Consider the following 25,458-nt stretch of genomic DNA (forward strand, 5'->3'; position numbering starts at 1 on the left):
CAATTAGGAAACAAAGCCTCGGCAGTCCGCTCCCATAATGAGTCTAAACGATCATTCACCTTCAATACTTCTTGCTCTCTCAAACTAGACAAATCGATTGATGGTAATGCTTCATATGGATCATTTAGAGAGTCTAACGGCGAAAATCGGATTCTTAAATCGCTTATAACATCTACTCTGTCATAGGGTAAGAACTTATAGAGCATGTGACCTCTGATGTAAGACATAAAATCAAAATACAGCCTACATATTAAAGTGATTGATGAAACATTCAAAGCAAGTTAAATAAAATCAATTAGTTAAACATCACCTCTATTGGGTTAATGGTTAAGTCTAATTACCTCTATGACTCACTGTATAAAATTATGAAATTGGAAACCTAAAAAGCTGTCAACATTCACTCTGAACGTTAGCAGCTTTTAAGTATAGAAATGAATATGGGTGTATAAACCCTACTCAGGCAACAGATAGCGCGTGCTTCTGCCACCAGAACCAGATTTAACTAAGCAGCCATGCTCAATCAAAGCATTCAAATGACGTGTTGCTGTGGCACTGCTCACCTTTGCTACTTTCTGATATTGGCTGGCATTGATACCTTCTGAAAAATCACCATCGAGCATCCTATTCAGCACTTTTACTTGCTCCGCTGTAAGCTTGGTTTGGTCGATGCTGCGCCAATAGTTGGTCTTATATACAGTTTGGTCGACCTCAGCGAAAACCCCTGTAAACGTCTCGTCTAACGTATCTAAGAACCACATCAACCATTCGCTAATATCGAGTCCCCCTTTCTGGGTTCGCTCCAATATCTCGTAGTAATGCTTGCGGTTAGCGAGAATTCCCACCGACATCGCATAGAAGCGTACCGACTGCTGCTCGGCCTGTGCTAACGCCAAGTCGGTCAACAATCGAGTAATACGACCATTACCATCATCTAACGGGTGTAAGGTGATAAACCAAAGGTGAGTGATTGCGGCTCGCAATAGAGGATCGAGTGTGGCGTCGGTAAGTGAATCATTAAACCATTTGATAAATGTATCTAGCTCAGCATCAAGAATGTCTCGGCTAGGCGCTTCAAAATGTACGGTCGGACGGTCAATTCTTCCCGATACCACTTGCATGGGAGTGTCACCTCTTAGCTGACCTCCGATTACAGGGTTAAACATGGTGTAGCCTTGAGGAAACAGTCTATCGTGCCAATGTAAGATCCTATCAAGCGCTAGTGGCTCTGTTAGGTTCTGCACCGCATCCAACATAATTTCAGCTAGGCCATCGGTTTGTTCTGTCGTTGGAAAAGGTCGATCTTCACTGACACCGAGTTTATTGGCTAAAGAAGACCGGACCGAGAAAGCATTAAGCTTTTCTCCCTCAATCGCACTGGAATGGACTATGTTCGCTAATAAGGTGTCGAGCATGGTTTGGGATTGATCTGCCGACTGTGAGGTAATCTTGCCCAATAGAATGCCCTGATTAAGCCGTACTTCTCTTAACCTCACGCCTATTTTCTGATTATCCCAAACAAAGTTTGGCCAATTATCTTGCTGCCAAATCCACATATTACACCCCATGATGCGAAAGTATCACTTATTCAACTCATACTATGAGCTGTTTAAGGCAATTATTCAACTCACATTATGAGCCGAATAATGAGTTAATCGCATCACAGAGGTTGCAAGAGTAACTCCTAACCTACAAAACTATTCACTCACCGCGAACACATCGCAGCGTGAGGCGCAGATGAAGTCATTTTTGTGCAGGCCTTTGATTGAGTGGCTCCACCAAGTGACGGTGACTTTGCCCCACTCCAATAAGATCGAAGGATGGTGGAACTCTTCTTCTGCCAGTTCTGACACTATGTTGCTGAATGCCCATGCTTGCTTGTAGTTCTTAAACTTAAACACTTTCTCAAGCTGCGGGATGCCGTCTCTTTCGATGATCTGCCAGTCTGACAACTCCAACAGTAAAGATTGTTGTTCATCTTCACTTAGGGCAATCGCGTCGATACTGCAGGCTTCGCATTTTTGTTCATTCAACATGTGTTGGTTCCTTGGGTTCAAAAAGTGGTGGTAGTAACCCCGCATCGATGGCGAGATCAGCTTGCTGTAATAGGTTTTCCTGACTGATTTTAAAGAGCTCAGATAGCTCGTCGATCACGTAATATTTCGGCTGCATGATGTCGATACGATAAGGCGTTCTTAAAACCGTTTGCAGATCGAACCGCTCGCGAACGGCCAAATCCCCTCCCAACGCATACATAGTTTCCGCCGGAGACGAGAGAATGCCACCGCCATAGATTTTCAGTTGTTGGCCTTCTTTTACTAAACCGAACTCAACCGTAAACCAATACAAACGGGCAAGATAAGCGCGCTGTTTAGATGTGGCGGCTTGGCCTAGTTTTCCATAATGCTCAGTGAAAGCCGCGAAATCGGCATTAGTGAGCATGGCACAATGGCCGAAAATTTCATGAAAGAAATCAGGTTCTTGTAAGTAATCGAACTCGTCTCGCGTTCTCAGAAATGTCGCAACTGGGAATTTCTTATTGGCGAGCAAATCAAAGAATCGGTCGAAATCGATCAATGCAGGCACAGGCTGAACTTGCCAACCGGTTGTTTCAATTAGCACTTTATTCATCTCTGGCAGCTGGGGAACTCTGTCTAATGGTAGATCCAGCAAGGTCAGACCGTGCAAATAGGCATCGCAAGCGCGGTCACTAATGACGTCCAGTTGCCTTTTCACCAAGTCGTGCCAAATGGCATCTTCTTCGAGGCTCCACTCAACCCATCCCTCTTGGCTCACGGGCTTAGAATGATATTGAGTCATTACACACCTCCTTTCGAATGTCTCACTTTAAGCCTATCTCCACTCCTTATAAGCGCCAATTTGCGCGATTTTTCGAAACAAGCGATCGTGTAACATTTTATTTACACAATTCCACCAAGCGCTTATTTTGCTGAACTTTTGACTTTGTAAAACCTAAATACCAGACTGAAAACGTTAACTTTTTGTTAAAGGTAAAGGAATGCACGAAAGCAATAAGCCCATTTGGCAGCCAAGCGAGCAGCGTATCGCCAATGCCAACTTAACCCGATTCATCGATAGCCTTGAACAGTCTTGGTTAAACCTAGATAGGGACGTAAAAAACTATGCCGAACTCCACCAATGGTCTGTAGTTCAGCCGGAATCGTTTTGGCAAAACGTGTGGCAGTTTTGTGGAGTAGTCGGCTCACAAGACTCTATTAACAAGGCAGAAAGCGAGACCATCAAAGCTCAAGGTGGGAGCCGCTGGCAGCAGCCTAAATCGAACCGTGATGCGGTTTGGTTTCCCAATGCACAAGTAAACTACGCCGAGAACTTGCTGCGTTTGGCACACACCATGCCTGATGAGCTTGCGATTTGGTTTGAGAATGAACGTGGCGAACAACAGAGTTATACATGGGAAACCCTGTGTGAAGCTGTCTCTAGTGTTCAGCAATGGCTTGTCGATAGCGGAGTGAAACAAGGTGATATAGTTGCTGCGTATACTCCCTATCTGCCACAAACCGTGATAGCCATGCTAGCCGCCACCAGCTTAGGCGCGATTTGGACATCGACCTCGCCTGATTTTGGAGTAGAGAGTGTGATTGAGCGATTCGGACAGGTGAAACCTAAGGTGCTGTTCACCTGTGACGGTTACACCTTCAATGGCAAAACGTTCGATATGGCGGGCAAGAACCGTGAAATCATCGAACACTTAAACGAATTAAAACAGGTGTGTGAGATCGGTTATTTGAAACCGAGTAATGACTTAGAGAAGAGCGATTTAGAGAAGAAAAAAGTTGAACATGATGTGTCGATTCTAAGCTGGCACAGCATCATTAATCACTATCAGACAAAACCTCTTCGATTTACTCGTGTCGGCTTCAATGAACCGTTGTTCGTGCTCTATTCCTCCGGTACCACCGGAAAGCCAAAGTGTATTGTTCACTCGGTTGGTGGCACTACCATCAACCACCTAAAAGAGCATCAGCTTCATTGCGATATTAAACCGAGAGATCGCGTGTTCTACTACACCACTTGTGGTTGGATGATGTGGAACTGGCACGTATCTGCGCTCGCGAGCGGTGCTTGTTTGGTGATCTTTGATGGTAGCCCGGTTTATCCGCAACCCAATGTACTGTGGGACTTGGCACAGCGTGCAGACGTATCGACATTTGGCACCTCAGCCAAGTATCTAGAAGCGATTGAGAAGGCAGAACTCTCGCCGATCGACAGTCACTCTCTTCCTCACTTAAGAACACTGTGCTCGACCGGTTCTGTGCTTTATCCAGAACAGTTCGATTACGTCTACAAACACATCAAGCAAGACCTGCATTTAGCCTCAATTTCTGGAGGGACAGATATTTGTGGCTGCTTTGTTTTAGGTAATCCCATCTCGCCAGTGTATCGCGGTGAGTGCCAACAGGCCGGGCTCGGCGTCGACATCAAAGTGTTCAATTCGTCTGGCCACAAGGTTAATCATGAACGTGGCGAACTGGTGTGTACAAACTCCCTACCCAACTTCCCCGCTGGCTTTTGGAATGACACCGGAGAGCGCTATCACAGCACCTATTGGGATAGGTTCGATAATGTGTGGCATCACGGTGATGAAGTCGCACAGAGCGTGCATGGTGGCTACCTGTTCTACGGTCGAGGCGACACCACCCTCAACCCCGGTGGGGTAAGAATTGGGACTGCCGAGATCTACCAGCAAGTGAACACCATTGACGGCATCATCGATTCGATAGCAGTCGGTAAAAACATCGACCGCAATGAACAGGTATGGCTGTTTGTTCAGCTGCAGCAAGGTGTGAGTTTAGATGAAAAGTTACTGACAGCCATCAAAAGCAAACTCAAATCCTCTTGTTCGCCAAGACACGTGCCAAGCCAGATATTTGCGATCAGCGACGTGCCAAAAACACGCTCTGGCAAACTGGTGGAGTTGGCTGTGAAACAGGTGATCAATGGCAAAAATGTAGAAAACCTCGGGGCTATCGCTAACGCCGAGGTTTTGGAAGAGATAAAGAGTGTTGTTTCGCTTTAGTGTTCCTATCTCAAAAAATCCAAACTAGAAGAAAGTAAAGTAACCAGTTATCTATGCGAAACCTGACGAATATCTGAGTTGATGTCATCAATAAGCTGTCTTGCTGATTCATCTCTTTGCTTCACTAATGCAATGAACAGCAAATCAGTAATAATGTTTTGAGCTGTTCGGGATGCTATCGATGAACTTCGGTATTGGCTTTCATCAGCAATCGTATCAAAGGATAAATCCGCGATGCTTCGAAGTTTACTTTTACGAGCGGAGGTAAGAGCGATGACCTTAACACCTTGCTCCTTTGCTGTTTCTGCGGCGATTAACACATCTTTTCTTTCCCCTGAAAACGAAATAACAACTTGGACATCTTGCGGGGTAAGCGTACGGGCTATCGCTATCTGAACGTGACTGTCTTGTTCTGCTAAAGCGGTAATGCCTAATTTCAGCAATTTAAAGCTAAACTCTTTTGCCGTGAGTGCTGAGCCTCCAATACCCACGACTTGCACTCTATTGGCACCATCTAACAGTCGAATAGCTTCCGTGCAGGTATCAAGTGACAGCGCATTGGTTGTCTGGATCATCGCATCGGTTTTTTCTTGCACAAGCTTTTGAGAAATAACGCTGAATGGGTCATCGGCCAGAATATTACTGTGCAGTGGGGTGGTTTGAATGGCGTGCTTTCGACCTATATCCTCCGTCAGCGCTAACTTGAATTCACTGTAGCCTTTAAAACCAATTCGCTGCGTAAATTTCACGATACTTGATTGACTCACGTTGGTCGCTTGCGCCAGTTCTTGGCTTGTCAATGAGGCTGCCTGTTCCACATTTGATGTTATCCAATCCGCAATTTTTCTCGCATTGGCAGAGAGCTGAGTACGACGGCTGACAATTTTATTCACGACTGACACATTTCACCTCGATTATTTTAGAATAAAATATTCCCAATGAGGAATAATTAATATTCAGTTCAAACCGCCAATTAAGTCGGAATGCCTGGGATTTAGTATAAATTTATCACAATTATTCCACCTAAATCACCACTTCAGAATAACTCTAACTGTGATTTTTATCACTCAAACGGAATATTTTATTCTTTAGTATCGCCCTCAGTTTGTATTGGGTAAGAGAACAAGTAATGAAGATCGATTTGAACCGTTTGGTTACAGAGAGCCGCAATCCTGCAAGCGCAGACATTGATAAGCTATCAACAATTGACATGCTAGCCGTCATCAACAAAGAAGACCAACGTGTTGCGTTAGCCGTAGAAGAAGTCCTTCCTCACATTGCAAAAGCCGTTGACGCGATCACAAGTGCTTTTGCAAAAGGTGGCCGATTAATCTACATCGGCGCTGGCACTTCTGGGCGCTTAGGCATTTTAGATGCAAGCGAATGCCCACCGACTTATGGCACGAGCCCTGAACAAGTCATTGGCGTTATTGCTGGCGGGCACCAAGCCATCTTAAAAGCTGTAGAGAACGCGGAAGATGATCCTGCGCTCGCACAAGCAGATTTAAAATCGTTGGCGCTAACAGAGTCAGACGTAGTCGTCGGAATAGCCGCGAGCGGTCGAACTCCATATGTGTTGGGTGGCCTCACCTATGCTCGATTCATCGGAGCGACCACTGTGTCAATTTCATGTAACCCCGGATCTCCAATGGCAAATTCCGAAGACATTGCGATTACTCCAGTTGTCGGCCCTGAAGTGGTGACTGGGTCATCAAGAATGAAGGCCGGTACCGCTCAGAAATTGGTTCTCAATAAGTTGACCAGCGGCGCCATGATCCGCAGTGGGAAAGTGTTTGGAAATTTGATGGTTGATGTAGAGGCGACCAACGCCAAACTCGTCCAACGTCAAATCAACATTGTTATTGAAGCAACCGGAGTTGACAGCAAACACGCTGAATATGCGCTTAACGCTTGTAATAACAACTGCAAAACCGCAATTCTCATGATTTTGGCTGGCATCAGCGCCGAAGAAGCCTGTGCACGACTCAATAAAAGCGGTGGTTTCATCCGAACTGCACTCGCCGACGAATAATTAAATTCAGTTATAAAAGGTAATTCAAATGGCAAAAATAACGCCTACCATGATTGAAGCTTTACTGTTGGCCGTTGGCGGCAGTGGCAACATTCGTAAATGTGGGAACTGCATGACCCGCTTACGTTTAGCCCTCGTAGACATCAATCAAGCGTCTCTGGATACCATCAAGAAAACCCCAGGCGTTCTGGGTGTGGTAGAGAGTGACGAACAACTTCAGATCATTCTTGGGCCAGGTAAAGCGCAACAAGCTTCTGAGCTGATGAACAGCTTGATGCTTGAGCAGCCTGAAGCGACCGTAAAACAAACTAATGCAGAGGAAGATTTGTCTACGGTTGCGGCTGAACAAAAAAAGCAAATGAAAAGCAAGCACACCAGTGGAGTACAGCGATTTCTTAGTAAGTTCGCTACCATCTTTACCCCCTTAATCCCTGGCTTTATCGCGGCGGGTCTGTTGCTTGGTTTTGCAACCTTACTTGAGCAGACCTACATTATCGATCAAGAACCAAGCAAGTCGCTGTTAGACCTTGTTGCCTACATGAAAGTATTTGGTACCGGCCTTTTTGCCTTTTTGAGCATTCTGATTGGCTATAACGCCCAGCAAGCCTTTGGCGGCTCTGGCGTTAACGGGGCGATTCTGGCTTCACTGTTCGTCTTGGGATATGACCCAACCGCCACGTCCGGCGTCTACTCAGGGATGAATGAGTTTTTCGGATTCTCTATCGACCCGCGTGGCAACATCATTGGGGTATTACTCGCGGCAATCACCGGTGCTTACGTAGAGAAACTGGTTCGAAAATACATGCCCGATGACCTCGATATGATCCTAACGTCTGTCGTCACGCTTCTCATTATGGGCGCGGTCACCTACTTGTTGATCATGCCGATTGGTGGCGAGTTGTTCAAAGGCATGTCTTGGTTATTCCTTAACTTAAACGACAACCCATTTGGTGCCGCTTTACTGGCTGGCCTATTTCTTATCTCTGTCGTGTTTGGTATTCACCAAGGGTTTGTTCCTGTCTATTTTGCACTTATGGAAGCGCAAGGCTTTAACTCTCTGTTCCCAATCTTGGCGATGGCGGGTGGCGGTCAGGTCGGCGCGTCAATGGCGTTGTACTTCAAAGCCCAAAAAGACTCTCTTCTTCGCACTCAAGTCAAAGGGGCTATTGTGCCTGGTTTGTTGGGTATAGGTGAGCCGCTGATTTACGGCGTCACACTTCCACGAGTAAAACCGTTTGTTACCGCTTGTATTGGCGGTGCAGCAGGCGGGTTCTTTATTGGATTGGTCTCTTACTTAGGGATGCCAGTCGGTTTAAATACAGTGTTTGGCCCATCGGGTATCGTCGCTGTGCCATTAATGACTTCCAACAGCGGTATTTTTGCAGGGATGGCGGTGTTTGTTATTGGTCTTCTTATTTCGTATGTCGTGGGTTTCTTTGCTACGTACATGTTTGGTTCCAAAAACGTTGATTTAACTTAGGTAAAAGCAGTGATGAAATTGAATAAGATCATTTTGAGTACAGTAGTATTGTCTGTTGTGGGTTGTTCGAGTGGCATGAATAAATTCAGTAATCAAGACCTAGAGCAGTACCAGCAACAACCAGAAAAATACGCTGAAAGCGTCGTAAGTACGATGAATAACAGAGAGTTAATCGGTCAAACATTGATGATGGATTTTCGCTCGTGGGGCAAAGACCCATACACCGATGAAGAGATCCCTGTAACTCGAATTAACCATGACATAAGCTCGATGATCACCGACTACCATATCGGCGGTGTAATTCTATTTCGCCAAAATCTAGTGAATTCGAATCAAATCGTCGAGTTCACTGATGCCTTGCAAGAGGCGAGCAGTAACCTACCTCTTCTCATCGCGACTGACCAAGAAGGCGGTTACGTCACTCGATTGCAGAATGGCACAGAGATGCCAGGAAACATGGCGCTAGCTGCCTCTGGTGACGCGAACAATGCTTACGTTGCTGGCAAGATTCACGGCTCAGAGCTGTCCGCTTTAGGCATTAACTACAACTTCGGCCCTGTGGTTGATGTCAATGTGAACCAGAACAACCCGATCATTGGTGTGCGCTCGTACAGCAGCAATGTTGATGTGATCAATGAAATGTCTACCGCCTACATGGATGGTATTCATGAAGCTGGCGTGATCAGTGCACTGAAGCACTTTCCTGGGCATGGCAACGTGAGCGTCGATTCACACTACGATTTACCAGAAGTCAGCTACTCACGAGAAGAGTGGGAAGCGATCGACCTCGCTCCATTTAAGTACGCGATTGAGCACGGTACCGATTCCATAATGTCAGCGCACGTGACGCTACCAAGCGTGGATGACACTATGATCCAAGCGACCTTAAGTGACAAAGAAATGCTAATCCCTGCAACGTTCTCCAAACCTATTTTGACTGGGGTTTTACGTGACAAAATTGGCTTTGATGGGCTAATTGTGACCGATGCGCTCGATATGGGGGCCATCGCTGACAACTTTGATCGCAACTACGCAGTTCACGCTTCACTTTACGCCGGTGCTGATATTGCTTTGATGCCGCTTCAAATTACCAACCGAGATGAAATCAAACAGTTGGAAAGCCTATTTGTCTACCTAGAAGACAAAATGGAAACCAATCCAGAGTTCCTTGAGCGTATGAAAGAAGCCGCAACTCGCGTTATAAAGAAAAAGCTTCAAATGGGTCTGATTTACCAAACCACAGACAAACAGTTTGCCATCGACTCAGTAGGCTCTGAAGCGAACAAACTTGAAGAGAAAAAGGTCGCTGATGCATCAATCACGCTTATTGAAAACCAAAATAATGTATTGCCTGTCGATCCAAGTGAAGCCAGCAATATCCTAGTTATTTCTGATGAAGATAGCCGCAATGCACTTGTAACCAAGTACCTGAACGTTGTGAAACAAGAGACAGGTAATCACCCAATGTTCATTAGCGAGCAGAAAGCGGCATTAATGGAAGATAACTTAAATGAAAATGAGCTTCGTAGCACCATTGTAAAGTCCGATCTGATTATCATGTCGACATACAACCTAATGGGCCACGCGGCAAATGCTCAGAAAATCGTAGATATCGCGAACGCTGAAGGCAAAAAACTGGTGATGATTTCAACGCGTAATCCTTACGACATTGCCCATGTAGACGGTGTACAAGCGAACATCGCTATTTACGGTATCACAGGGTTCGACGTGACCAACAATGACCGCAATTCACTTGAAGCAAACATTAGCTCTGGTATTCGCACCTTGTTTTTAAACCCTCAAACGGGACTGCCTCTGAACGCACCAACAGGAACTCTTCCAGTAGATGTAAAAAATGACAACGGTGACGTTATTTACCCATTCGGCCATTCAGTGAACTACCAATAATTCGTCCTAGGAATAATAAAAATGATAAATAAAAAGTCTGGAGCTACCCTACTAGCACTGCTTCTACCTAGTCTCGCGCTTGCGACTGAAGACAACGCCGTAAAAGTTGAAACGGAAGAGCTAACCCAAAACTTTACCTCTGAGTGGAACGTTGCGTCGAACATTTACATGGAAATGGAAAAGTTTGAAGGGCACAGAGACCCTGATGGCAATGCAGTGATAGACAAACTCACCCCAGTCGCACAGCTATTCATTAATAGCCCTAACTCCAAATGGAGCTATTTTCTTGAACATAAAGTGGCGCGCCGTTCGATCACTGAGGATCTAAATAACACAGATAACTCGTTTCAACGAAACCGTACTCAGATTGGTGCGACTCGTAACTTAGTTCGCAACGATGATGTGGTCTTTAATCTGAACGCTACATACCGAAAAGAATCTAACGACTCTGCACCGGGAACAGATGCTCGTGGCAGCCACAACCTGTACTGGATAATGCCTAGTGGTGAGTTTAAGATCACCGATAAACTCTCATTCTCTTACTGGGATGCGTTTTACTACTATGATCGCTTCGTAGGAGAGAACGATTACGAGTGGGAAGCGGAGCATGGTTTTGCGTATAAACACAGTGATAGTTTCACAGCAAAAGTCTACCTATACACCGATTGGACTTGGGATAACGACCAAAACAAGAACTGGGAACAAAACCAGATTCGTGGGTACTTCCCAACTAAAATTAATGACAAATGGAGCGTGATGCCTTATTTCCGCTACTTCATCAACGAGAAAATCTATGATGCGTCAAACAACTACAACGTCGTCAATGAGACAGACGACGGGCTGCGTTTAGGTTTGAATATCGACTATAAACTGAGCCCTAAATCAACGTTGTGGGTAGGTATGGCTTACGAAGAAACCAAGTGGGATGAGTCTAAGTCTGCGGGCCTAACCAGTGGTTCAGACAACAGCCAGAAATTCTATCTAGCTCAAGCGGGTTGGAAGTATAAGTGGTAACAGCTTGATTATATTTTCGATGTAACAACATACCAACCGGAGGCGCGTTCTCCGGTTGGTATACTAATGATCATGACTTCTCCCGTTTCATTGATACTAATCTGCACCAATAAAACTGCACACTCAATCAAGCGACTTTCCAATACGTGAAGATATTCGTATATTGCTAAATGAGCAATCAGGCTAGAACAGAATAGTCCAAAAACGGTTTTGGTAGCGTAAGGGAAAAGTATTTGCGTTTACATCAGTGAATCTACATGGAATCATTCGCATCCGCTTGATTCTCTGGCATCGCCTCAATAAAAGCAGGTAACTGATTGCACGCTTCGACAATTGAGTTAATCAGCGGATAAGGCGACATATCAACGCCAAAGCGCAGCGCATTATACACCTGTGGCACCAAGCAAATATCGACAATGCATGGTGAATCGGTGAGGCTATAAACTGAATCAGCGTATGTTTGACGATGCTTAGAAAGCTTCTCTTCTAATGCCGAAAAACCTTGGCTCATCCAATAGTGAAGCCAGTCTATTTTCGCCTCTTGCTCACACGACAACTCTCGCTCCAAATACTGCAACACACGAAGGTTATTGAGAGGGTGAATTTCTATCGCAATATCCTGCGCCATTGCCAACGCTTGATAGCGCAATGGTGTTTGCTCGGGAATCAACAAGGAGTCTGGGCTGCTCTCACATAAATATCTTTCATCCAAGTATTGCAAAATAGTCAGCGACTGATTGAGTTTAACTTCACCATCCACCAGCACCGGCACTAATTCACTGGCATTGAGCTCGCGATATTGTGGATCATGCTGCTCGCCGCCATTACGCACCAAATGCACCGATTTAGACTCATAGTTGAGTTGCTTTAGGTTCAATCCAATACGCACCCGATAGGCGGCCGAAGAGCGCCAGTAACCATAAAGTGTCATGTTCTGATTCATACAATGATCTCGCTCGAGCTGAATCTTTATAATATGGGCTATAACGCTCGATATTGGCTAACTTTTTGGTCAATCGCACCAAAAATGGAATCACCCGCCGTATCAAACATCTCTAGGCGAATCGAGTCGCCAAACGACATGAATTGAGTCGAAGGTTTGCCATCGCGAATCGTCTCAATCATGCGCACCTCGGCAATGCATGAATAGCCCACGCCGCCCTCGGCAATTGAGGTGCCGTGGTCAGTGCCTTGCTTATTCGATACCGTGCCTGAACCTATGATCGCGCCTGCCGATAATGGTCGAGTTTTAGCTGCATGCACAACCAACTCTGCAAAATTGAAGGTCATATCTACACCGGCATTCGGACAACCAAAAGGCTGGTCGTTGTAGGTCGATATCAACGGTAAATGTACCTTACTGCCTTTCCATTGCTCGCCAAGCTCATCAGGTGTTACCGCAACCGGAGAGAACGCCGAAGAAGGCTTAGATTGGAAGAAGCCAAAGCCCTTGGCGAGCTCTGCCGGAATTAAGCCGCGCAGCGACACATCATTCACTAACATCAGCAGACGAATCGAATCATGCGCCTGCTTAGCACTAGCGCCCATAGGCACATCACCGGTGACAATCGCAACCTCACCTTCGAAATCGATGCCCCACTCGTCGCTGGCAAATTCGATATTGTCACAAGGGCCGATAAACGCATCTGAGCCGCCTTGATACATTAATGGATCAACCCAGAAGCTTTCTGGCATTTCAGCACCACGCGCCTTACGCACCAGTTCAACATGGTTTACATAAGCACTGCCATCCGCCCATTGATATGCGCGTGGCAGAGGTGATTCACAATACTGAGATGCAAACACTTCACTGCCAGTCACATGCCCGTTGTTTAACGAGGTGTATAACTCTTGTAACTGAGAAGCCACGCTGTCCCAGTTATCCAATGCTACCTGCATGGTTGGCGCTAGATGCATCGCATGGAAAATTTCGGTGGCAGCTACACATTGTTTAAGATCTTTACTTACGACCATCAATAGACCGTCGCGAGTGCCATTTTTCTTGGTTGCTAATTTCATCCTTGTCCCTTACTTCTTATCGTCAGCCATGGTTTGAGAACCTGTCTCTTGCAAACCCGTGTCTTGCCAACTGTAGACATATTCTTTGTTCTCAACGCTATCGAGTTCATCAGAGAACTGCAGCGCGTGGCGAGTATCGATCATCACCGCGACTTCATCAGTGAACTTTTTCTTATACGCTTGCCCTGCCTTAAAGGCTTTTGGGTGAGGCCCATGCGTAAACCCAGCCGGATGGAAGGTCACCATGCCCGCCTCAATGTTATCGCGACTGAAGAAGTCACCTGCGTGATAGAACAGCACTTCGTCGTAATCATCGTTGTTGTGGTAGAACGGCACTTTTAACGCCCCAGGATCGCTCTCAATCGGGCGTGGCACAAAGGTGCACACCACAAAGCCTGCGCCAACAAAAGTCGTGTGTGCAGACGGTGGCAAGTGGTAGCGATGTGACATCAGCGGTCTGATATCGCGCCAGTTCACTTTCACCACAGCCAAGTCACCATGCCAGCCAATCGCGTCTAAAGGATTGAACGGATAAGTGATCACGCTGACTTTGTCGTGGCGTTTTACCTGAACTTGAGTTTGATCTTCTGAATACTGAGCGCGGAATTGATCGTTGATCGATGGTATTTCAAGAACCGCTGGATCAAACACCGCGTGATTGCCGACCATGCCTTTCTCTGGCAAGGAGTAAGCCGCGTCTGTGTTCTCAATCATCAAGATAAACATCGGCTCGCTTGGCTCTAAACGCCAGTTGGTCGAGCGCGGGATCATCACGTAATCCCCTTCACTCACCTCTAGATGACCATAGTCACAATAGAGATCGGCGCTGCCTTGATGAATGAACAGCAGCTCATCACCGTCGGAATTACGCACCAAGAAATCCATCTTCTCGTCCATGCGCCACACACGAATTTTGCAGTCCGCATTATGCAAAAGATGAGGCACAGCCCAAGGCGTTATCTGGCTGGCTTTTTCCACCAGCGTGAAATCAAAAGCGCGAGGGCGCAGATCACCCTCCCACTCCGACCAACCTGTTGGGGCATGTTGGTGATGAAAGTGAGCCGCTGGGCCGAAGAACCCACTTCGGCCCGCCTCTCGCTCATAAATTGCCTCTTCGGGAAAATCGGCGTGCGCTTGTTTAGAGCACACACCCTCCCGATGAGGAAACGAGATCCATTTATGCATCGTCTAATACTCCTCGACGAATCTGGTCCTCTTCAATCGATTCAAACAGCGCTTTGAAGTTACCTTCGCCAAAGCCTTCATTACCTTTACGCTGAATGATTTCAAAGAACACAGGCCCGATTACCGTCTGTGTGAAAATTTGCAGCAAGATGCCGTCTTTGGTCGGCGCACCATCAATCAGAACGCGTAGGTCACGCAACAGATCGGTATCTTCCCGGTGGCCTTTTACACGATCGTCAACTTTCTCATAGTAGGTATCTGGGGTTGGCATAAAGTCCATGCCGCGATCACGCAGGGTTTTCACCGTTTTGTAGATGTCATCCGTAGCAAGCGCGATGTGTTGGATACCTTCGCCGTTGTATTCACGAATGAACTCTTCAATTTGTGATTTGTCGTCGGAAGACTCATTGATTGGAATACGGATCTTGCCACATGGTGAGGTCATGGCACGGCTCACAAGGCCTGTCAGCTTACCTTCAATGTCGAAGTAGCGAATCTCACGAAAGTTACCGATACGCTCATAAAAACCAGACCACAGATCCATATTGCCTTGTTTCACGTTGTGCGTGAGGTGATCGATCTCATAAAGGCCTACGTCGGCTTTCGCCATGCGCTCTTGCGCGTCATCATAGAATCGGAAATCAACGTCGTAGATGCTCTGCTTGCCGTAACGGTCTACGAAATAAAGCAAACTTTCACCAATACCGTAAATAGCAGGAATGCTCAGCTCCATTGGCCCGATTTCTGTCTTGTACTCTTCACCACCACCGCTAGACGCCTGCGTCATTGCCGTGGTTGCATCGTTAACACGAAACGCCATGCCACACACCGATGGGCCGTGAACTTTAGCGAACGCTTCCGCTTGGCTGTGTGGTTGTTCATTGACGATAAAATTGATATCACCTTGTCGATACAGCCAAGCTTCTTTTGAGCGGTGCTTGGCTATCTCAGCAAAACCAAGTGACACAAACAGCGCTTTAAGTTGCTCTATTCCCTTGTGGTCAACGGCCGTGTATTCAACAAACTCGAATCCATCCGTGCCAAGCGGGTTGTATGTATCCACCATGAACTTCCTCCTTGTACCTATTGGTTTTGTGTTGTGTATTTTTTGTCCTTAATTAAATTTGGCCCACAAGCCGAGATAATGGAATGGGTGGAGGAAAATGGGCAATTTCGATGAAACCCTGTCAGTTTGTAAAATATTTGTTACACACAAACCATCGAGACAAGAAAGTGAGTGCTATCAAGGGATTGAAAGGTGGTGGTTTGATTTACAGAAGAAGAAGGAATGTTATTGAATTGTTACATTTGAGCTTTATGGGCTAAAGCAGAAAGAGATAAGTGTATGTTGAACGTAAAAAGAGCATCACAAAACAGGTGATACTCTTTTAAAAAGCTTCATATCCCAATGGTATTCTCATAGGGTGAGCCATCAACTCTAACCCATTACTTTAATGGTTGATGATTGATGGTTGATGGTCAAATAGAGGTTGTTTATCTCGTGAGAACGTCATCAATTTAGGTAATCACAGAACGAGATTTTTTCAAGCGAACTGAAAGCACGGACATCAAACTGATAAGCACCAATAACCCGGTACCGGCACCACTACGTTCAACATCTTCAGCGCTATCATCACTTCTTTCAGCAATGTCTTCACTTGTTGCTCCAGATATCGGGATAAGTTTCACAGCCACCACCCTCTCGTCACCTACTCCATCATTACAATATGCAAAGTGCGCGGTTGAATCATAAGCCATAGAAGAGGAGCTACTTTCACTCGCAAAACATTGTATTGCCGTCCCTGAGATAACACCCGCATCATTAATGTCGGTTGCGTCCAATATTCTAAAGTGGTTGTTGGCATCACTGTCGTCACCACCGTTAGTTAGGTCGTCTAACCACCAAGCTTGATCATTATATCTTGCACGTCTATCAGCATCGGTACCAATGTCGTTGTAAGGGAAAATGAAGCCGCGATGCCTCCTTTCATGGCCGTCTACTTCAGAGTGAGTTTCTGCGTCAACATAGCCAACAATTTCATTGTAATTATTGATCTCACTTGCTTTTCCTTCTGCACTATCAAAGAAAATGTCTTCACCTAAACTTGCGAAGAATGTAGCTGTTGGCGTTGTGTCATTCGCATCAGCGACAAACATACGATTGTCAGACACACGATCCGACGGATAATCACCATCTCGTTTTGCATAACCAATAACCATCATGTTTTCATTAATATCTGTTGCGACAGAATTACTGTGAATGTATGAATCACTCACTTCTACCGTCGCATTAGCGATAAATGTCGTCGTCCAAGCATTTTCCGAAACGCTGAAATTTGACGTACTGCTTGGCCTAAACACAGCAGCCTGCATAAAAAAGTTATCAGAATCATCTAGCTCCGTATTGTAACCGACTAAAACAGGATAAGAGCTATATGTCCCTCTAGATGAAATCGTTGCAGCCCTCACACTCGCCTGTGCTGAAGCTTCATCATCGTTGTAAGAGTAATAGGTCGAACTGGTTTCCCAATCAGATACTGAGAAACGGTTCCCATCATCATTGGGGCCATTCGCATCGGTTATATTCCAGACAAAAGCTCGATTAGCAAAAGCAAAGTTCTGACACTCTGGATATAAAGCAGGCTCAATATCTTCATCGATACAATTATCTAGATCCTCTGCATCACTGTCGGATGTGTACGGAGAGTCATAATCTTTATACTCATCACTGTAATAAAAAGTCGCAACGGACGCGCTTCCGACCACATAGCTTTCCCCTCCATAACTGAAAGAATCAAAAGCCATCGTTCTTCCCATTTGGGAGATTATATTCGCTTCGCCGTCAGCATCGCTGATCGTAATGCTGGTATCGGCTTCAGGTTGGAGAACCGTAAATTCAGTGCCTGTATCGTAGTAACCACGCTGCCTATACAACTGAATATATTGGTTGTTATAACTGTAGTAACCACTGCTGGTGTTACCAAGAACAAAACCATTCTCGTCAACTTTAGTGATGACCTTCTCCTCTGTTCCATCAACAAAGGAATAACTATAACTGCTCACATCAGGTGGGTTGCTGCCAACATCTGGGATCTCGCTTAGCGAAGAAGAATCATAAAAAGCCGTGGAATTGGTCTGATAGCTCAGCCCGTAATACGCATCACGCTCATTTTTCAAGCCTCCAATGCCCGCATCATCATCGCCATACCACAATAAAGAACTCCAAGCTTCACAAGTCGCGTAGCCAAGTTCGCTCGTGCAGTAGCTATAGATATCGTCATAATCCAAATAGTAGAACGTGTTATCGATACCAAAGGGGACCTCCTCTTTAAAGGAAAAACCTGGTTCTGCATTTTGAGCTTCCCCTGCGAATGCGTAGTCGGTGTCACCACAACTGGTACTAAAGCAATCCGTTGTACCAAGCTCTGGTTCAACTGCGACCCCATACACCGATTCAGTTTCTACTGGTGATTCCTCCAAAACCACCCTATAAAGAGCAGCGTTACTATAAGAAGCAACCAACAACGTAGAAGAGACAACGACTGATTTTTTTACCATTGCCTTCATTCTACGGCTCCTAAAAAATAATCCATTTCAATACCAACGATAGCTTTCTGCCTTTATTGCTAAAGGCATTAAATTCATGAGTTCAATAATGGACTAGGATAAAAATAGAAAATGTGGAAACTATGTAGAAACAATGGAGGTTTAAACAACCTGACTTGATGGGCTGATGAACTGATGCCCTATTAAAGTTAAACGCTAACTTTCATCTCCTAGATTTATCCATTTTCTCTGCTAATTTGATCGCTAACCTATTTGCGTCAAAGAAATACACTTATATTTGGTTACGAATAGGAATTAAATTATGAAAAAAATCACGACAGCATTACTTTTACTGACATCGACATTCGCGCTTCAAGCGTGTGCTGAAAGCCGTGAAGGTCCAAGAGAAATGCCAAGTTTTGAAGAAATGGATGCAAACGGTGATGGCGAGTTACAATTAGAAGAGCTCAGAGGTCCACTCGCCGATGACTTTGATAAACTAGACGCAGATGGAAGCGGTGGTCTATCGGAAGAGGAAGTTCCGCCACCACCACCAAGACGTCAATAATGGTTAGAGGGTTATCCTAAAATAGTGATAATTCAATGCGAGCTGATGGGGTATAGCACCCTGTCAGCTCGCTATTCATTTCTAACAAAAGAGTGCTTATACATGGCCTAAGATGAATAAAGAAATCAATGTCCATATTTCCCACACGATCGAGGGCTAATATTGGTTTATCTCATTTTATTGTCTTAACTCACTCTATCGTCTTAATTCACTTTAATTTCTGGAGAGAACGTGCGCATATCAATTTTCACCAAACTGTTTGTTTCAATACTAATGGTGTGCGTGACCATGCTCTTTGTACTGACCTATTTTATTAACTCCAGTTTTCAAAGAGGGCTCCAAGATTTCACAAATAATAATGAGATTGCCCTAGCTCAAGAACTCGCCAATAACTTAAAGCAATATTACTCACCTTCCGAAAAGTGGAGGCGGCTAGAGCGTGAACCACATTTAATCGCCAGTAGCATTGGCGGCCCCTCACGACCACATCCTCGTGACAGACACCCATCGCCACCACCATTAAGAGAGCCGGAAGCGCCAGGCCTTCAACCTATTTGGCAACGACTCAACATTTTAGATCAAGACGGGCGAGCCATAATTGGACCGCCTGAAAACCTACATCACCTTGAAGATGGTCAGCATCAAGCGCTAGTCGAAATAACACTGGATGATCAAGTTATTGGGTATATCTCCATCGTCCAGATGGATGAAATATCAGGGCCTTTAGCAGAAAGCTTTTTCAAACAACAAACGACGCATGTAAGCACTATCGCATCGATTACCGTGTTACTTTCATTCCTTATCTCTTTGTTTCTTGTTAGGCGATTTTTGAAACCATTGCGTGCTTTGTCGAAAGGTGCCAAATCTATCGAAAATGGCGATCTCGATTTCTACATTAAAAAAAGCGGCAATGATGAATTGTCTGATCTCATCGGAATATTCAACGGTGTTGTCGAGACACTAAGAAAACAGAAAACACTTAGAGAACAGTGGTTATCAGATATTTCACATGAACTTAGAACGCCTATCACCGTGCTTAGAAGTGAACTAGAGGCGCTACAAGACGGTATTCGATCACCTGAACCAAAATACATCGACTCGTTACATCAACAAATCATCACGTTGGGTCAACTCGTTGAGGATCTTCACCAACTCTCCCTGTATGACATCGGATTTAACCTCAATGTTAAAAACAACGTTGATATACATAAACTGATTGATTCTGTGATCGTTCAAAACTCGATCCGTTTAGAACAAAAAAACATCACATTAACAAAGCACTATGACCATTCAGCCCCACTGTTTACCTCGTGTGATGAGAGATTACTGACACAACTGTTTGTGAATCTGTTGGAAAATAGCGCACGATACACTAGCGATAATGGGCATGTATCGATAGATGTTACCGACATTAGTGATAGTATTATTATCAACGTTGAAGACAGTGATCCAGGTGTACCTGATGCATCACTTCCGCGTTTGTTTGAGAGGCTTTACCGCGTTGATAAATCGCGCAGTCGATCAAGTGGCGGTTCTGGGCTTGGCTTATCTATCTGTAAAAATATCGTTGAAGCGCACCAAGGACACATTACTGCCGACCACTCAGAATTGGGTGGACTACGAATCATCATAGCGTTACCAAAGGAAATAAAATCGTGATTTTAGTCGTCGAAGATGAGCCTGCATTAGCAAGTGTACTGTGTGAGTACTTAGAGCACTCTGGCCTTGAAAGTCATCATATTATCGATGGTAACCTTGTCATTGACTGGGTAAAGCAAGCATCGCCTAAACTCATTATTCTCGACCTCATGCTACCCAATCGAGACGGGTTGGATATTTATCGAGAGCTGAGAACGTTCAGTGACATCCCAGTGGTTATGGCGACAGCCAAGGTCGAAGAGATTGATCGACTCGTTGGGCTTGAACTGGGTGCAGATGATTATATATGTAAGCCGTACAGCCCGAGAGAAGTGGTTGTGAGGGTGAAAAATATTTTGCGCCGTTCCAACAAGCCCCAAGCCACGTCAACAACGAACGCCATTGATATTGATGAATTGAGTATGACCGCCGTCCTATGTGGTATTAAGCTAAGTTTAACGCCAGCTGAGTTTCGGCTTTTGCACCTTCTCTATCAAAATGTTGGCCGCATTTATAGTCGCGATCAATTGATTGATAAAATCTACGACGATAGAAGAGTGGTCAGTGATCGCACTATCGATAGCCATATTAAAAACTTACGCAAAAAAATGGTCTCGATAAATGAAAAATGTGACTACATTAAATCCATTTACGGGATAGGTTACAAACTAGAAATAGAATAATACGAATCAAAAAGCCGCTGTAGTCAGCGGCTTGATGAGTTCTAGAACGAACCTAATTCGAATATCAGAATCGCGTTAATCCCAGTTGAGAATCGACCAATTCGGTTGATCGGCCAGTGCTTTCAAACGCGGACATGGGTTCACCAGATAGGCAAAGTCAGCGTGTTCACACAAAGGTAAGTCGTTGATTGAATCCGTATAAAAGTGAATGTCTGAGTAGTTGGTTTCTTGATTGTCTAACCACTCTTTTAAACGCGCTACTTTGCCTTCACGGTAGCTTGGTACACCTGAGATTTGAGAAGTAAAACGACCTTGGTTTTCAATCAAATCAATACCGAGTGCGTTCTCAATACCAATCTTACGGCCGACCGCTTCCACTAAGAAAGTGACGCTGGCAGAGATGATCAACATATCGATATCATCATTCTCTAGCTGCTCAATCAAAGGTTTCGACTGTTTGAACTGCCTAGGTAAAATATGCTGCTCGACACACTCTTCGACCAAGGCGGTGACTTGCTCTGTTGGCATATCCGCCAGTGGCTGCATAGCGAACGTGAGGTAATCTTCCATGTTCAGCTTACCTTCCGAATACTGGCCCATTAAGCGCTTATCTTCTTCAATAAAGTTGGGGGCAGTGGCAATGCCCTTTTCAACCAAGAACTCATTCCAGAGCATCGCTGCATCGGCATTGATCAGCGTTTCGTCCATATCAAATACATACAAAGGTTTGAACATCTTAGGCTCTCACAGGTTGAATTTCGTTTAGGTTAAATAGGAGTTCAAGTTGGCTGCCGTTTGCCAACAGTCGCTCAGAGGAGCGGTTAAGTAAATCGACGGTTAATTCACATTCATCAACGTCCACTTGGTAGCGAATCACGTTACCCAGCAGCTGGTGGTTGCGAATGGTGCCCGTTTTCGGCGCGGAGATATGCTCGCCATACTGTCGGCCTTGCTCTTTAACGTAGATAGATTCAGGGCGAATCGCCACTTTCCATTCGGTTTCAATATTAAACAGTTGTTTAGCCTTGTTCGCTTGCACCAGATTGTAGTGCCCCATGAAGCCAGCAACAAACTCATTGGCAGGTTGAGTGTAGATCTCTTCGGGTGTGCCTGCTTGTACGATCTCACCTTTATTCATCAAGAAGATGCGGTCAGACATGATCATCGCCTCTTCTTGATCGTGGGTCACGAAGATCGTGGTCAGGTTCATCTCTTTTTGAATATCTCGGATCTGTTGGCGTAGGTGCTTTCGGATCTTCGCATCCAACGCTGAAAGTGGCTCATCGAGCAATAGAATACGCGGCTTGACCACCAAGGCTCTAGCTAAGGCGACTCGCTGACGCTGTCCGCCCGATAGCTGATGCGGGTAGAATTTCTCTTTGCCCGTTAAATCCACCAGCCCAATCACTTTCGCGACTTCGCGTTTAATCTCGTCAGCAGCAAGCTTTTTCATCTTGAGGCCAAACGCAATGTTGCCCTCAACCGTCATGTTCGGGAACAGTGCATAAGATTGAAACACCATGCCGATGCCACGCTGTTGTGGCACTTGGTGAGTAATCTCTTCGCCGTTCACCCAGATCTCGCCACCATCAACAGGATTCAGGCCTGCCAAGCTGCGCAGTAGAGTTGATTTACCACAGCCACTTGGGCCAAGCAGAGTAATAAATTCGCCCTTCTCGATGGAAAATTCAATACCTTCAAACACCGTGTTGTCACCAAAGCTCTTGGTGAGGTTTTTTGCATTTACATAGCTCATTATTTTGTTCCCTGGCTGAAACGACTTGCCAACCAAGTCAGTAAGAAAATAAACAGGAAGTACGTCATCACTAGGGCTGACGTGAAGTGGCCGCTGGTTTGACGCATGTTGTATAGGTAGATTTGCAGCGTCTCGTAACGTGTACCCACCAAGATGTTGGCGAACACGAACTCGCCCAATAGGAACGAGAACGACAAGAACAGCGACGCCATTAAGCCTTTCTTAAGGTTTGGCAGAATAATCAACAAGAACGCCTTGGTGGTGCTTGCACCGAGCAGGTGAGCAGCGTCCATCAAGTCATGCAAGTTGATTGCTTCAAAGCTGTTGGCAATCGCGCGGTACATGAATGGCAGCGCGATGGTGAAGTAAGTACCAATCAAAATCCACGGCGTGCCTATCAGTGAGATTTCGCTGTCTGCATACAGCTGAAGCAAGCCGACTGACGACACTACTGGCGGCACCGCGAACGGCAATAAAATCAGGATATTCATCACCTTGTCGAGTTTCGGGAAATAGTAAAACACAACGAAAATCGCAGGCAGAACCAACACCACACTCAATGACAGCGCCGCCACACAGATAAACAGGGAACGACCAAAGGCTTGTAAGAAGCGAGGATCGGTCAGCAGGTTGATATACCAATCTAACGTGAAGCCATCCGGCAGGATCGTTGCGCCCCAACGAGAAGAGATCGAGTAAATAAAGGTCGCTAAGATCGGGATCATCATGATGCCGACAATCGAATAGACAACCGTTTTATGAAAACGAGTATTGACGGTGTTCATTACTTTCTCTTCCCTGCGTAGCTTTTGCTGATCAGCCATTGGTTAATCACGGTGATGAAGGCCAGCATCGCCATCAGAATCACTGAAATTGCCGCAGCTAGGTTTGGTTCTAAGAACAAGTCGCCCGATACCAAGCTCGCGATTCGAATCGTAATCACGTTGTAGTTGCCCGAGGTCAACGCATACACGCTCGCGTAGGCGCCAATCGCATTTGCAATCAAGATGATGAAGGTGCCGAACAAGGCAGGAGACAGCACAGGCAGCGCTATTTTGGTCCAGTACTGCCAAGTTTTCGCACCAAGCAATGCCGAAGCTGCTTGCCAATTGTCACTCAAGGCATCAAACGCTGGATACAGCAATAAAACCGCTAACGGGATCTGGAAGTAGATGTAAATCGCTAGCAAACCCCACTTACCGTACAAGTCAAAATCACCCAGTAATCCATACTGCTTGAGCAATAAGGTGATCGCACCATTAGTGCCCAAGATGATGATGAAGGCGAACGACAAAGGCACACCAGAGTAGTTGCTGCTCATGTTTGTAAACGCAATCACCGCATCGCGGATTTTAGAATCAACGCGGCGCAATGAAGAAACGAGCAGAGTCGCAATCGCTAAGCCAACAATGCTCGACCAAATCGACAGCCATAAACTGTTACCGAAGGCCTGCATCATGAAGGCAGAGTCGAATATTTCAGAATAGTTTTCGAGAGAGAGCTCATCATCATAGAAGAAGCTGTTGATCAGCACCCAAACCATAGGTGCCAGTTGGAACAAGTAGAAAAACAGCGCGAAAGGCGCAAGCCACAAAGCGGGCTTGAAGCGTTGAAACAAAGATTTGGTTTTGGGTTGAAGCGCAGAGCCATCGCTCTGCGTAATTACAGAACTGCTCATAAGGCCAACAATTCCTGAGTGTAAGATTTATCGTGTTCAAGGTTGAGTAACTGACAGACGCTGCCGCAGATATCGGTCTGTTTCACTGAACAGGCTTGGTGTGTGAACTTATCGCCAATCACAAAGAATGGCACTTCACGCTCTTCAGGCAGAATGCCACCGTGAGACAAGTCATTGTTCATGCCGTGGTCACTGGTGATGATCACTTGATAACCATCGTCTACCCATTTCTCAAGATAGTTTGATAGGTAAATATCCACGCCACGAGCACTATTACGGTACTGGCGAGAATCCAGCCCATGCTTGTGTCCCATGTCGTCAATGTTCATTGGGTGAATCAGTAAAAAATCAGGCTGATGAGTCACGCGCAAGTGCTCTGCATCCAAGAACAAGGCTTCATCTGGGTAGTGGTCCCAATGGTAGAAACAGCCGTGTTGAATGTTCATGGTCTCATCGTTGGTAAAACGGTCACGCACAGCGTCAAACGGCGCTCGGTTATACAGCTCACTCACCCAATGATATGCCGCAGCAGCCGTCACTTTGCCCTGCGATTTAGCCAAGCTAAAGATCGACTCGTGATTCGATAAACGCACGATTTGGTTGTTAACGATGCCACTCTCGACAGGGCGAACCCCAGTTAAAATGCACTCATACAGCGGGCGTGACATAGATGGCAGCTCACATTGCACAGGGTAAAGCGTGGCGCGCAGCTTGTTTTTTTGCGCGCTCATGATTTGCGAAGTGCCCTGTTTTGTCTGCAAATTGCTTAGTTCTAGAAGGCCGTTCAGGTAGCCCATGCAATCACGGGCTACCTGATAGTTCAGTCCATCTAGAACAACAAGGATAACCTTATTGCTCATGGTCTATTCTCTATTGCTTGTTTCTATAAGCCACC

The 25,458-nt window shown here is 45.6% G+C and carries 23 protein-coding genes; 8 read left to right on the plus strand and 15 right to left on the minus strand.

All coding sequences use genetic code 11. The features are described 5' to 3' along the window. From AB4138_RS09830 to phhA, 4 genes are all read right to left on the minus strand, one after another. Positions 1–206 (minus strand): hypothetical protein (locus tag AB4138_RS09830; RefSeq protein ID WP_372305831.1); only part of this gene is annotated, 206 nt, incomplete at its 3' end. A 246-nt stretch (positions 207–452) separates the two neighbouring features. Continuing rightward, positions 453–1,553, minus strand: coding sequence for a Fic family protein (locus tag AB4138_RS09835; RefSeq protein ID WP_136974000.1), 1,101 nt, complete (start codon positions 1,551–1,553; stop codon positions 453–455). Between the two features lie 141 nt (positions 1,554–1,694). Continuing rightward, the gene (locus AB4138_RS09840; RefSeq protein ID WP_017065112.1) at positions 1,695–2,033 is read right to left on the minus strand and encodes a 4a-hydroxytetrahydrobiopterin dehydratase; all 339 of its coding nucleotides are present in this window, start codon (positions 2,031–2,033) and stop codon (positions 1,695–1,697) included. Beyond that, on the minus strand, positions 2,023–2,817 hold the full coding sequence (phhA, locus tag AB4138_RS09845; protein ID WP_372305835.1) for a phenylalanine 4-monooxygenase: 795 nt from the start codon (positions 2,815–2,817) through the stop codon (positions 2,023–2,025). The genes AB4138_RS09840 and phhA overlap by 11 nt, the downstream gene beginning before the upstream one ends. Before the next feature lie 199 nt (positions 2,818–3,016). Between phhA and AB4138_RS09850 the strand changes: the two genes are divergently transcribed. Continuing rightward, positions 3,017–5,056, plus strand: coding sequence for an acetoacetate--CoA ligase (locus AB4138_RS09850; RefSeq protein WP_372126679.1), 2,040 nt, complete (start codon positions 3,017–3,019; stop codon positions 5,054–5,056). A gap of 47 nt (positions 5,057–5,103) precedes the next feature. Here AB4138_RS09850 and AB4138_RS09855 read toward each other — a convergent pair whose 3' ends face one another. Further along, positions 5,104–5,958, minus strand: a complete 855-nt coding sequence (locus tag AB4138_RS09855; protein ID WP_017065115.1) for an SIS domain-containing protein — start codon at positions 5,956–5,958, stop codon at positions 5,104–5,106. A gap of 227 nt (positions 5,959–6,185) precedes the next feature. Between AB4138_RS09855 and murQ the strand changes: the two genes are divergently transcribed. The 4 genes from murQ to AB4138_RS09875 are packed head-to-tail and all read left to right on the plus strand — an operon-like array spanning position 6,186 to position 11,490. After that, positions 6,186–7,088: an N-acetylmuramic acid 6-phosphate etherase gene (gene murQ, locus AB4138_RS09860; RefSeq protein ID WP_136982536.1), complete on the plus strand. Its 903-nt coding sequence runs from the start codon at positions 6,186–6,188 to the stop codon at positions 7,086–7,088. A gap of 28 nt (positions 7,089–7,116) precedes the next feature. Then, the gene (gene murP, locus AB4138_RS09865; protein WP_372305838.1) at positions 7,117–8,568 is read left to right on the plus strand and encodes a PTS N-acetylmuramic acid transporter subunit IIBC; all 1,452 of its coding nucleotides are present in this window, start codon (positions 7,117–7,119) and stop codon (positions 8,566–8,568) included. A gap of 12 nt (positions 8,569–8,580) precedes the next feature. Next, on the plus strand, positions 8,581–10,476 hold the full coding sequence (locus tag AB4138_RS09870) for a glycoside hydrolase family 3 protein (RefSeq protein ID WP_136982555.1): 1,896 nt from the start codon (positions 8,581–8,583) through the stop codon (positions 10,474–10,476). A gap of 21 nt (positions 10,477–10,497) precedes the next feature. Next, complete coding sequence (locus AB4138_RS09875; RefSeq protein WP_136982537.1) at positions 10,498–11,490, plus strand: OmpG family monomeric porin; 993 nt, start codon at positions 10,498–10,500, stop codon at positions 11,488–11,490. A 253-nt stretch (positions 11,491–11,743) separates the two neighbouring features. Here the strand turns inward: AB4138_RS09875 and maiA are convergent, their stop codons facing one another. From maiA to AB4138_RS09900, 5 genes are all read right to left on the minus strand, one after another. Beyond that, positions 11,744–12,433: a maleylacetoacetate isomerase gene (maiA, locus tag AB4138_RS09880; RefSeq protein WP_372102635.1), complete on the minus strand. Its 690-nt coding sequence runs from the start codon at positions 12,431–12,433 to the stop codon at positions 11,744–11,746. Between the two features lie 38 nt (positions 12,434–12,471). After that, the gene (locus tag AB4138_RS09885; protein WP_372102637.1) at positions 12,472–13,509 is read right to left on the minus strand and encodes a fumarylacetoacetate hydrolase family protein; all 1,038 of its coding nucleotides are present in this window, start codon (positions 13,507–13,509) and stop codon (positions 12,472–12,474) included. Positions 13,510–13,518: 9 nt separating this feature from the next. Further along, positions 13,519–14,694 (minus strand): homogentisate 1,2-dioxygenase, encoded by a 1,176-nt coding sequence (locus AB4138_RS09890; protein WP_104216085.1) that lies wholly within the window; start codon positions 14,692–14,694, stop codon positions 13,519–13,521. After that, complete coding sequence (gene hppD / locus AB4138_RS09895) at positions 14,687–15,760, minus strand: 4-hydroxyphenylpyruvate dioxygenase (RefSeq protein WP_102397962.1); 1,074 nt, start codon at positions 15,758–15,760, stop codon at positions 14,687–14,689. Before hppD ends, AB4138_RS09890 begins: the two co-directional genes overlap by 8 nt. 452 nt (positions 15,761–16,212) lie before the next feature. Then, entirely contained in the window at positions 16,213–18,261 is a 2,049-nt protein-coding gene (locus AB4138_RS09900; RefSeq protein WP_372305843.1) for a DUF3466 family protein, read from the minus strand. A gap of 301 nt (positions 18,262–18,562) precedes the next feature. Here AB4138_RS09900 and AB4138_RS09905 point away from each other — a divergent pair, with 301 nt between their 5' ends. The 3 genes from AB4138_RS09905 (at position 18,563) to AB4138_RS09915 (ending at position 21,129) form a co-directional block, all read left to right on the plus strand. Beyond that, positions 18,563–18,808, plus strand: coding sequence for a hypothetical protein (locus tag AB4138_RS09905; protein WP_010432281.1), 246 nt, complete (start codon positions 18,563–18,565; stop codon positions 18,806–18,808). Positions 18,809–19,096: 288 nt separating this feature from the next. After that, positions 19,097–20,467: an ATP-binding protein gene (locus tag AB4138_RS09910; RefSeq protein ID WP_017061238.1), complete on the plus strand. Its 1,371-nt coding sequence runs from the start codon at positions 19,097–19,099 to the stop codon at positions 20,465–20,467. Beyond that, complete coding sequence (locus AB4138_RS09915; RefSeq protein WP_017094156.1) at positions 20,464–21,129, plus strand: response regulator; 666 nt, start codon at positions 20,464–20,466, stop codon at positions 21,127–21,129. The genes AB4138_RS09910 and AB4138_RS09915 overlap by 4 nt, the downstream gene beginning before the upstream one ends. Positions 21,130–21,204: 75 nt before the next feature. On the opposite strand, the gene AB4138_RS09920 is transcribed toward AB4138_RS09915, so the two are convergent. The 5 genes from AB4138_RS09920 to AB4138_RS09940 are packed head-to-tail and all read right to left on the minus strand — an operon-like array spanning position 21,205 to position 25,423. Beyond that, positions 21,205–21,864 carry an HAD family hydrolase gene (locus AB4138_RS09920; RefSeq protein WP_372112024.1) on the minus strand — a complete coding sequence of 220 codons (660 nt, stop codon included), beginning with the start codon at positions 21,862–21,864 and terminating at the stop codon, positions 21,205–21,207. A 1-nt stretch (position 21,865) separates the two neighbouring features. Beyond that, positions 21,866–22,885 (minus strand): ABC transporter ATP-binding protein, encoded by a 1,020-nt coding sequence (locus AB4138_RS09925; RefSeq protein ID WP_372149327.1) that lies wholly within the window; start codon positions 22,883–22,885, stop codon positions 21,866–21,868. Further along, complete coding sequence (locus tag AB4138_RS09930; protein WP_004732591.1) at positions 22,885–23,670, minus strand: ABC transporter permease; 786 nt, start codon at positions 23,668–23,670, stop codon at positions 22,885–22,887. The genes AB4138_RS09925 and AB4138_RS09930 overlap by 1 nt, the downstream gene beginning before the upstream one ends. Continuing rightward, positions 23,670–24,563, minus strand: coding sequence for an ABC transporter permease (locus tag AB4138_RS09935; RefSeq protein ID WP_372305846.1), 894 nt, complete (start codon positions 24,561–24,563; stop codon positions 23,670–23,672). Before AB4138_RS09935 ends, AB4138_RS09930 begins: the two co-directional genes overlap by 1 nt. After that, entirely contained in the window at positions 24,560–25,423 is an 864-nt protein-coding gene (locus AB4138_RS09940; protein ID WP_372305849.1) for an alkaline phosphatase family protein, read from the minus strand. Before AB4138_RS09940 ends, AB4138_RS09935 begins: the two co-directional genes overlap by 4 nt. Between the last annotated feature and the right edge of the window lie 35 nt (positions 25,424–25,458).

Origin of the sequence: Vibrio sp. 10N.286.52.C3, assembly GCF_041468865.1 — a bacterium.
GTDB lineage: Bacteria > Pseudomonadota > Gammaproteobacteria > Enterobacterales > Vibrionaceae > Vibrio > Vibrio crassostreae_C.

Coding starts and splice junctions, on each gene's coding strand:
- AB4138_RS09835 (WP_136974000.1), bottom strand. CDS start 1,553: ATGTGGATTTGGCAGCAAGATAATTGGCCAAACTTTGTTTGGGATAAT.
- AB4138_RS09840 (WP_017065112.1), bottom strand. CDS start 2,033: ATGTTGAATGAACAAAAATGCGAAGCCTGCAGTATCGACGCGATTGCC.
- phhA (WP_372305835.1), bottom strand. CDS start 2,817: ATGACTCAATATCATTCTAAGCCCGTGAGCCAAGAGGGATGGGTTGAG.
- AB4138_RS09850 (WP_372126679.1), top strand. CDS start 3,017: ATGCACGAAAGCAATAAGCCCATTTGGCAGCCAAGCGAGCAGCGTATC.
- murQ (WP_136982536.1), top strand. CDS start 6,186: ATGAAGATCGATTTGAACCGTTTGGTTACAGAGAGCCGCAATCCTGCA.
- murP (WP_372305838.1), top strand. CDS start 7,117: ATGGCAAAAATAACGCCTACCATGATTGAAGCTTTACTGTTGGCCGTT.
- AB4138_RS09870 (WP_136982555.1), top strand. CDS start 8,581: ATGAAATTGAATAAGATCATTTTGAGTACAGTAGTATTGTCTGTTGTG.
- AB4138_RS09875 (WP_136982537.1), top strand. CDS start 10,498: ATGATAAATAAAAAGTCTGGAGCTACCCTACTAGCACTGCTTCTACCT.
- maiA (WP_372102635.1), bottom strand. CDS start 12,433: ATGAATCAGAACATGACACTTTATGGTTACTGGCGCTCTTCGGCCGCC.
- AB4138_RS09885 (WP_372102637.1), bottom strand. CDS start 13,509: ATGAAATTAGCAACCAAGAAAAATGGCACTCGCGACGGTCTATTGATG.
- AB4138_RS09890 (WP_104216085.1), bottom strand. CDS start 14,694: ATGCATAAATGGATCTCGTTTCCTCATCGGGAGGGTGTGTGCTCTAAA.
- hppD (WP_102397962.1), bottom strand. CDS start 15,760: ATGGTGGATACATACAACCCGCTTGGCACGGATGGATTCGAGTTTGTT.
- AB4138_RS09900 (WP_372305843.1), bottom strand. CDS start 18,261: ATGAAGGCAATGGTAAAAAAATCAGTCGTTGTCTCTTCTACGTTGTTG.
- AB4138_RS09905 (WP_010432281.1), top strand. CDS start 18,563: ATGAAAAAAATCACGACAGCATTACTTTTACTGACATCGACATTCGCG.
- AB4138_RS09910 (WP_017061238.1), top strand. CDS start 19,097: ATGCTCTTTGTACTGACCTATTTTATTAACTCCAGTTTTCAAAGAGGG.
- AB4138_RS09920 (WP_372112024.1), bottom strand. CDS start 21,864: ATGTTCAAACCTTTGTATGTATTTGATATGGACGAAACGCTGATCAAT.
- AB4138_RS09925 (WP_372149327.1), bottom strand. CDS start 22,885: ATGAGCTATGTAAATGCAAAAAACCTCACCAAGAGCTTTGGTGACAAC.
- AB4138_RS09930 (WP_004732591.1), bottom strand. CDS start 23,670: ATGAACACCGTCAATACTCGTTTTCATAAAACGGTTGTCTATTCGATT.
- AB4138_RS09935 (WP_372305846.1), bottom strand. CDS start 24,563: ATGAGCAGTTCTGTAATTACGCAGAGCGATGGCTCTGCGCTTCAACCC.
- AB4138_RS09940 (WP_372305849.1), bottom strand. CDS start 25,423: ATGAGCAATAAGGTTATCCTTGTTGTTCTAGATGGACTGAACTATCAG.